We start from the raw sequence: 9,201 nt of genomic DNA on the forward strand, positions 1-9,201 counted from the left end.
TTAGGCAAGTGTTCATCGCGTGCCTTTTTTACAGCAGGATGCTGTGATAATTCTTTTGAAGCTAACATATTGTTGTTCTCCCCCATTTTAAAACCTCCAATTTTAGTAATCTAATTAAGAAATAAATCCTTCCGCAATATGCTATTTAACTTTTCATAATTTTTGTTTCCTGGCTTATGGTACAATCTTGTATAATGAGGACTCTAGTAGCCTAAGGAGATTTACTATGATAATTGCCTAAGTTGGATCGAAATTGTCCTGGTGTAATTCCCTCCATATTTCTGAAATAACGGATAAAGTTTTGAGGATTGTTGTACTTTAGTTTTTCTGATATTTCAAAAATCTTCATATCTGTTTCAATAAGCCATTTTTTTGCTATTTTTAATCGGTGCTGTGCCAAATAATCACTAAAGTTCATACCGACTTCTTTACGAAAGACTTGTCTAATATAATTTGGATGATAGTTCAACTTGCTTGCACATATCTCCAATGTTAAATCGCTCTCAAATTGCTCATGAACAATATTTTTGAGCATTTGAGATATTTTTTGATGATGCAATCCCCTTTGTTTCTCCAAACAAATAATAATTGGTTTAATAATTTGTCCTCTGAACCATTCTTCGATTTCTTGTCCTGTATGTAGATCAAACAACTGATCGAATATTGATTTGTGACTATCAGTAAAAGGTAGAGATTCTTCTCCCGCTTCTTGAAGTGTTTGAATTAAATCACTAAGCAATCGGACTAAAGCTATTTGAGATTCACGAAAACTAATATTTACAGTTAAAACGCTTTTCAAAAACTGATCCAGTAAATCATGCGCTTTTTCTACATCAGACATTTTTAATGCGTCAATTAAATCGCTTTCAATTTTAATGGGAAAACCGAAATGCTGATTCTGTCTTGGTAACACATTATCAATAAAAAGAACCGTTTCATGACCTAGCCTAATTCTATATCGTAGTGCTTCTAAGCTTTCTTGGTAGGCTCGTGGTGTTTCAGTCAATGTTTGATATATTCGACTAATTCCAATACTTATTTTCAACTGTAAATACTCGTTTATAGCTTTCTGAATACTCATAGCATCGCAATAAAGCTTATGCCTAAATTCTTCATCCGAGTTATTGTTATTTCCGACCACTAGCACTATTGATTGCTGCATGATGATCGGATTCAATCTCCTGTCTTTGGGAAGTAATTCCCCTGTGATGTTGCTTATTGCAAATAACAGTAGTTCATAATTTTCCCTTTGAAACCTAGTACCATCTAATGTGTCTATTTGAATTGTAAATACAGACATTCCCTGCCACTTTAATGAAGGCCAAAGGAACTGCATTTTTTCATTAACTTCTGACCGACTTGTTCCGTCAAGCAATAATTTAAGCACAAAATGTTCCTGCAGCATATTTTTTTGCTCAACTAATTGATTCTCTAGTCTCTCTTGCAATTCCCTTAAAAAATGCATCTGATTCCCAATGAACTGAAATTCATCTTTCGCCTGAACCTCTTCTTTTAACTCAGTTTTTGCTGTGAGTGCTTCCTTATACAATGACTTTATCGGGGAATACATCTTACGAGAGCCTTGAAAAGAAATCGCGAGCGTAATGACCCAGATTGAAATGCAAATCAATAAAGTGAAAATCCCTATTGAGGTAGAAGCTTCAGATATTTGGTTGATAGGAATAATAGAAACATATATCCATCCGTTCATGTCAGACTTTCTATAGCTCACACCAATCTTAGTATGATTAATTGAAGTTAGTATATATCCTGTATCATGCCCTTTAATTGAATTAAAGTGATTGTCAGGAAGCAAAGCGGGGAAATTCTTACCAATCATGTCTATGTTAGAATGAGCTATGACTGTTCCATTGGGGTCAAGTACCACAACTTCACCCAACGATTTATTAGTGTTAATTAATTTGTTTAATTGAGCATAAGGAATGTTAGCAATTAAAAGTTCTTTTGAATTTAACGAATTAATTGGCAACTTTTTTACTAAATTGATACCGCTCAAATTAATCGATTTATTGGCCACAGAGCTGCCTGATTGTTCTAATTCCGTACTAAATTCGTTAATCCAAAAAGCATTTTTGGGTACATCAAAATATTTCATTACTTCGCCAATCTGATCAACTTGTTCAATTGAAGACATAAGCTGGTTACTAATAACCCATCTCTGCTGCGCATTTATTAAATATACATCCCTTACTCCGAGCTCTAAAGATTGCAAATGGTGCATGCTTTCGAGCAGCTGATCATAAACTGAAAAATATTCTTGATGTAGAGGCAAGTCCAAGGAACTACGAACCATGGGTGTATTAACAAATTGAGTTATGGTAGCATCTAGGGTATTTAAGACCTGCTCCACTCTCATTTGTGTTTCTTGCAAAATTTGCATATTACTAGCTTCCACTTTTTCTTCTATTGATGCTCGGGATTGGTAGAATGAGAATAAACCTAATGTTATAACGGGTACGGTTCCAAGGAACAAACTAAACATAAATAATTTAAAAAAATATTTTGATTTGGACATTTTTACTCTGCACCCTTTCCTCAACTTCCCGCTCCATATCCGCATCACATACTTTGTTATAGCAGTAAGGAGGCTGAATTTCCTAAACGCCCCCTTACTCATTTTTATTTTATTTACTCAACATTTTATTGTACTCTGTACTATATTCCTCAATAATTTTATTTCCTCCGCTATTTTTCCATTGTTCTATTTCACTGTTCCACTTTGCCTCATCTATTTTACCCATGATGAATTTTGCACGTGCGTCCAGTATAATTTTATCTAACTCCGTACCTTTTTCAGTATAAGTATTAGATATCAGCGGCTCCGTAGGATTATTGATAATAATACTTAAATTGTCATGCTCCATATTAATCGCTTTAACCATTACAGGGAGTACGCCATCCTTAGGTTGATCTGATACCATTGGAAACATTTGAGCGATATCGGATATTTCTTTACTATATAATTGTTGCTGCTGTGGGCTGATTGCTTTTTTACCGTTCTCATCCGTATAATGAGTTCCTTTTATCCCATAGAGTACTAATTCTTGAATATTATCTTCATAAAGGTTATCAAAGAATGATAAGATCTGTTTGAGCTCTCCTTCTGTTTTAACACTTGTTTTTGGAAACGCAATGGTTCCAAGATAGCCGCTCGTAGATAGTATTCGTACCCCTTTTGTACCGTTTATCCGAGTAACCACATCTAAATCCGCCTTTGGATTAGCTTTATACAAGGCATCAAATTTGTGGTTTAAAGAACTGGCAGCGTAATCCATATAGACGCCAGCTTTTCCATTATTAATATTATCGGTCTTAATTTGAGCATTGGCAATAAGAAAATCCTGATTCATTAGCTTTTCATCATAAAGTCTTTTAAAGAACTTCATAGTATCTAAATATTCTTTGGTCATGAAACTGGGAGTCAACCTACTATCCTTTGCCTCCCAACCATTAGAACCACCTAAATAAGCAAGCATCACATCAAAGGCTCTAAAATCCTTGCTTTCAGTTAACCCGTAGGTATCGTTCTTACCATTTTTATCTGGGTCTTGATTTGTGAATGCTTTTAAAATTTCATATATATCATCGACATTTTTAGGTTCACTTAGCCCAAGTTGATCTAACCAATCCTTGCGGAAAATTATTCCATTCCGAGCTAAAGGGCGTTCACGAGGCAAACTGTAAATTTTTCCGTCCACTGAAATATTATTTAATGCGACTGAATTAATCTTACTTAAGTTTTTATAATCCTTCAGATAGGGCCCTATTTCCCAAAACATCCCTGATCGGGCTGAATTAATAATACTAGGCGCTTTATTATCGTAAATAACGAGAGCATTAGGCAGATTATTCGAGGCGATCGTTACATTCACTTTATCATTGTACGCTGAAATGGGAACCCAATTGATTTCCAAATTTGAATTTGTCAATTCTTCAAGCTTCTTCAATCCTGGGTTTTCCTTTTTAATGGGTTCTGCGCTTATGAAAGGAGCCATCACGGTAATTTTGACAGGTTCATTTAATTTTTTATCTTCATTTGACTTATTTTGTACTGCTTCCATTCCCTTTGACCCGGAGCAAGCCTCAAGGGATAACATCGAAAGTAGACTCACCGTCACGACCAATAATCTCCGACTTTTCACAGATATAAACACTCAAAGCACCCCTTTTTTTATTAAAACTATCCTTTGACTGACCCCAAAAGAACACCTTTTGCAAAATGTTTCTGCAAAAATGGATACACCATCAAAATGGGTAAAGTAGAGATAACGATTGTCGCCATTTTAATAGTCTGAGCCGATATGGATGCTGCATTGCTTAGTGAATCCGCGTCTCCTACGCCGCTTTGTGACATAATAACAATCTGGCGGAGTAACACTTGGACAGGCCACATACTTGCATCATTAATGAACATAATAGCACTAAAATAGGAGTTCCAATGACCTACAGCGTAGAACAAACCAAACGTTACCAATGCGGGCATCGATAAGGGAAGTACAATACGGAATAAGATTAAAAGGTCGTTGCAGCCATCCATTTTCGCTGCTTCTTCTAATCCATCGGGAAGTTGCTGGAAAAAGTTTCTTAAAACTATTAAATTAAACGCATTTATGGCTCCCGGAAGAATCAATGACCAATACGAATCGAGTAATCCTACTGCTTTTACTACAAGAAAAGTAGGTATCATACCGCCGCTAAATAACATTGAGAACACAATGAGGAACATTACTTTCTGCCGCCCAAGCATGTCTTTTCGTGAAAGCGGGTATGCCATTAATGAAGTCAGTAGTAGATTAATGAAGGTTCCTACAATTGTAATGAGTATTGAAACCATTAAACTTCTAAAAATGACCGGTGTAGAGAAAATATATTTATACCCGTCTAGCGTAAACTGCGTCGGGAACAATATGAACCCTTTCTGCAATATCTCTTGTTCTGTTGCAAAAGAACATGCGACAATATATACGAATGGAGCAATAGCTAAAAAAGCAACACATGATAAGAAAATGTAATTAAAACCATTAAATGTTCTGCTCCAAAAATGTTTTTCTTGAGGCACTTCTTTCTCTCCCCTCATGTTAGTAAACTCCCTCTTCTCCAATCTTCTTAGCCATATAATTAGCTCCAATGACAAGAATTAGACTAACAACCGATTTGAACAGTCCAACAGCAGTACTGTAACTGAACTGTCCTTGACTTAAACCTAGTGTGTATACGTAGGTATCAAAAACTTCACCGACTTCTCGATTCAATGGATTAAGCATCAAAAATATCTGCTCAAAACCTGTATCAAGGAAACTACCTAATCTTAATATCAATAGTATAATAATCGTACTACGTATTGAAGGTAAAGTAACATGCCAAATTTGCTTCCAACGACCAGCGCCGTCAATGCGTGCTGCTTCATATACCTGTGGATCAATTCCAGCTAAAGCAGCAGTAAAAATGATTGTACCCCAACCTGTTTCCTTCCAAATCACTTCAGATGTAACCATCGTACGGAACCATTCTGCACTAAGAAGGAAATTAATTTTTTCTCCTCCAAGAGAATATATCCATTCATTCACTATTCCGCCTTCAGTGGTAAAAAGCATATACACAATACCTACAACAACTACCCATGATACAAAGTGGGGTATATAAATCATCGTTTGAATTGTCCTCTTAAATACTTCCTTACTTAATTCATTTAAAAGAATTGCTATTAGGATGGGTAACGGGAAAAAGAATAACAAATTATATAAGGCCAGTATAAACGTATTCTTAAATAGTATCCAAAATGTTGGGTCTGAGAATAGTCTGGTAAAGTTGTTAATCCCAACCCAAGGACTATTCCATAACCCGAGGAATGGCTGGTAATTTTTAAATGCAATGATCACGCCCCACATCGGTAAATATTTAAAGATTATAAAATAAAGAACGCCTGGAAGCAGCATCAAATAAAGCCAAAAGTGATGTTTTACCATCTTGAGAAGCCATATCTTTGATGCCCTATTCCCCTCTAATGCATACATCGTTTCCTGTTTTAATGGAACCAAACACTCTCTCCTCCTATTTCTCTTTCATAAGTCTTCAAATGATAGCGCATACAAAAATGATTTTTAATCGCATCAGCGTAATGACATGTAGCAGTTTTAAATACATTTACGATCGATTACAACAAGTGAAATCTTATTTATAACCATTTTGTATCAACTCCTGATTATTATTTGATTATTACCTTATAGGTCTGGATTTCATACTACGAAATATGTGCAATTATAGTCTATAATCATTATCGCCTATCTTTTAAACTTATTGTAAGGATGCGGATTTGTCGGCCATATTTAGCGCAAACGGCCATTAGCGTTCTGCTGATCTGCAAAATACTTAGATTACTCCATTTAACTTATAAGCAACTCTCAGATTTGCACAATACGCGTAACATGATTGGAGCGGCCTTGTCCCAACTTCCAGTGATTGGCAGCATCCGTAACCCAAATATTTAAAGTGTTCAATTTATCTCTTGCATGGCATCCCACATTTGCAGCTTGAACCATCCCACTCGAGTTCAAGGAACTCAAACGTACATCAGTAGAGGTACCCATGTTCAGTGCCGCTTCTAAAGCTTTAACATATTGTCCAACTATTGGGAAAATACTACATTTTGCATCTTTAGCTGCAATTGCTGGTTCCACTTTTGCTTCGACTATATCGATTCACTTCACTTGATCGTATCGCTGAGTGAGTATTTATAGAATCTGTTAACCCGTTCACGGCCTGCCTTTTGTTTTATAAGTTGTTATCGAAAAAGGTTTGTATCCGGTAAAAAATAGGTGCCCTATAGCCACTTTCACGGCTTCTAGGACACCTTCATCTAAATAATAACCATCATTACTAACCAAAGCTTATTTCCCAGCTACAAAACCGCCGTCCACGGGAAGAGCGACACCGGTAATATATTTTGCCATATCCGAGCATAACCAAACAGCAGCATTGCCTTGTTCTTCAGGCTCAGATACTCTTCTCAAAGGAATTATGGCTTGTAAAGCTTCTGCTTGTTCTGGAGAATTCTCAAAAAATGTTTGATTCAATGGAGTCCTTGTCATTCCTGGACAAATCGAGTTTATGCGAATTCCGTGTTTTCCATATTCTATGGCCACACTTCTCGTTAATCCATTAATTGCAAATTTTGAAGCAGTATAGGGTGCCATGTTAGGATTCCCCTCAATACCAGAACCTGAAGAGGTGTTTACGATGGCACCACCTCCATTCTTTAACATGGCATTTACTTCATGTTTAATGCAAAAAAATACACCATAAAGGTTTATTTTAATAGTACGATCCCAATCCTCTGTTTTCATTTCACCAATTGGAACCGTTGGTGATGAGATACCTGCATTGTTATGCGCAAAATCCAATTTTCCAAATCTCTCAACAGTCGCTTCGATTAACAATTTGACCTGTTCTTCATCACTTACATCGCACTTAAAAAAAGATGCTTCTCCTCCTTCAAGCTTAATTAAACGTATAGTTTCCTCTCCTAATTCTTGATTGTAATCGGAAACCATGACCTTGGCTCCTTCACGAGCAAACGCTAATGCACTTGCTCTTCCGATTCCGGAGCCTGCACCCGTTACCAGACCAGCTTTATTCTTCATTAGAATACTCATTAATGTTCACCTTCCTTATAATAATAAAGTTACTCCAATTTATCTGTGACACCTATGAGCTTCCCTAATGTTGCTTTAAATGAATTTACCTTAAGTTCTAGGTACTTAATATCTCGTGCTGATTTCCGTGCACCTGATTCACCTACAAAGAAAAAATGATTTCCCTTTGTACTTGCAGTAAGTTGTCTAGGTGCTGAATTTACTAACTCAAGTAGTGCTTTCCAATTTTCTGGAGGTAATTTTGTTAAATCTATTTTGTTGTTTTCAATATAACTACTACAAATTTTGTTAATAAGATAGTATCCCCACAAGCTGTAGTCAGTTAGAGCGTGTCTACCATCAACAACATTATCCGTTACAATTGTAGCTATAAGAGGAAAATTAGCAAAATCATAATTTTTACTATCTTCTGTAAACTCACCATTGTCAGGAACAAATGAACCATTTTCGTATCTGTATCCACTTCCCTGAATATTAATTGGCATATTACCCACGTAATCATTGTAATAAATCTCTTTAGGTATAATTTCGTGGTTCTGATATGCATTGCATGATATTTGATGAAACCACTCCTGGAAGCTCCTTGTTCTATCTTCATAACCACTTGGAGCCATGCTGATTGGTGAAAACCTTACAGGAGGCGACTTTACAACAGCCATATTAGGAGGAGTTGATGAAAAGGCCGCACAAAAATTCACTTCAAGTCCAAGGTTCATTGCCGATTCATTAAATGATTGAGTAATTCTCCCACCATTGCTCCAAACAATGAAAATAATGCGTTTAGTTAAACCATTCTCTTCTATTATATGTTTTGCAATTTCCGCCGCTTGCTTTCCCCACGATCTGATGTTGAAATGCGGATATGCTTCTGAAAAAATTGGGTTTCTTGTCTCGATTGGATAGGATATCCCCAGAAAATTATATCCTTGGTCAACCAACCAATGAGAAAGAAAATCTTCACTCCGACTATTCTCATGCCCACCGTATGAAATGCGAGCCGTGTGGCCAGCCCCTGGAATAAAGACGACTAGAGCTTCCATTGGATTTCCTTTAATAAATTTCGTCAGTGCTGGGTATCCATCCCCGTGCAAGATTTTTTCTCCTGAAAATAAATATGTCTTTTCCAATTGCATACCTTTCCTTTCCATTTTAATACGACAACAATATCAAGAGCTTGGAAGAATGCACCAAGTAGCACTCCTCCAAGCAACGTTACACCTAGTTCAACTTATTAAAGACGGATGATGCCTAAGTTATTTTCAATTGAAATTTTGGTTCCAAATGACTCTGAAAGTCTTTGCATTCGTTTTAAAATTCTCTCTGCTACCTCAGGTTTTGGTACTCTCGGAATGCCTCTTTGTGAAATGGGAGCATCATAACCGAATTCTTGAGGATGAAGGATAATCTCTTTTAATTCTCCATTATCGAACTTGCATTCTGCAGTTAACGATTCCATTGACTCCATATTCTTTAAATCCGAATGTCTTGTTATCGATAATGGTGGCCACATATCCATATTGAACTCTAC

Annotated in this window: 6 protein-coding genes and 1 pseudogene; all 7 read right to left on the reverse strand. The window is 36.4% G+C overall.

All coding sequences use genetic code 11. The features are described from left to right. Positions 1-211 precede the first annotated feature (211 nt). A complete protein-coding gene (locus ABEA66_RS22300) occupies positions 212-2,536 on the reverse strand; it encodes a helix-turn-helix domain-containing protein (RefSeq protein ID WP_345590912.1) in 2,325 nt (774 codons plus the stop codon). Positions 2,537-2,645: 109 nt separating this feature from the next. Beyond that, on the reverse strand, positions 2,646-4,139 hold the full coding sequence (locus ABEA66_RS22305; RefSeq protein WP_345590914.1) for an extracellular solute-binding protein: 1,494 nt from the start codon (positions 4,137-4,139) through the stop codon (positions 2,646-2,648). 62 nt (positions 4,140-4,201) lie between these two features. Next, positions 4,202-5,098 (reverse strand): carbohydrate ABC transporter permease, encoded by an 897-nt coding sequence (locus ABEA66_RS22310; protein ID WP_345590916.1) that lies wholly within the window; start codon positions 5,096-5,098, stop codon positions 4,202-4,204. Between the two features lies 1 nt (position 5,099). Further along, complete coding sequence (locus tag ABEA66_RS22315) at positions 5,100-6,035, reverse strand: ABC transporter permease (protein ID WP_377740993.1); 936 nt, start codon at positions 6,033-6,035, stop codon at positions 5,100-5,102. An 873-nt stretch (positions 6,036-6,908) separates the two neighbouring features. After that, entirely contained in the window at positions 6,909-7,673 is a 765-nt protein-coding gene (locus tag ABEA66_RS22320) for an SDR family NAD(P)-dependent oxidoreductase (RefSeq protein ID WP_345590918.1), read from the reverse strand. Between the two features lie 29 nt (positions 7,674-7,702). After that, a complete protein-coding gene (locus ABEA66_RS22325) occupies positions 7,703-8,800 on the reverse strand; it encodes a hypothetical protein (RefSeq protein WP_345590920.1) in 1,098 nt (365 codons plus the stop codon). A gap of 104 nt (positions 8,801-8,904) precedes the next feature. Further along, positions 8,905-9,201, reverse strand: a pseudogene (locus ABEA66_RS22330) (hypothetical protein); the annotation flags it as partial.

The sequence above is a fragment of the Paenibacillus vulneris genome (assembly GCF_039543185.1).
In the GTDB taxonomy this organism is placed as follows: Bacteria; Bacillota; Bacilli; order Paenibacillales; family NBRC-103111; genus Paenibacillus_S; species Paenibacillus_S vulneris.

What these genes read in the sequence shown, in the direction of transcription:
- ABEA66_RS22300 (WP_345590912.1), bottom strand. Translation starts at nt 2,536, where the DNA reads ATGTCCAAATCAAAATATTTTTTTAAATTATTTATGTTTAGTTTGTTC.
- ABEA66_RS22310 (WP_345590916.1), bottom strand. Translation starts at nt 5,098, where the DNA reads ATGAGGGGAGAGAAAGAAGTGCCTCAAGAAAAACATTTTTGGAGCAGA.
- ABEA66_RS22315 (WP_377740993.1), bottom strand. Translation starts at nt 6,035, where the DNA reads ATGTATGCATTAGAGGGGAATAGGGCATCAAAGATATGGCTTCTCAAG.
- ABEA66_RS22320 (WP_345590918.1), bottom strand. Translation starts at nt 7,673, where the DNA reads ATGAGTATTCTAATGAAGAATAAAGCTGGTCTGGTAACGGGTGCAGGC.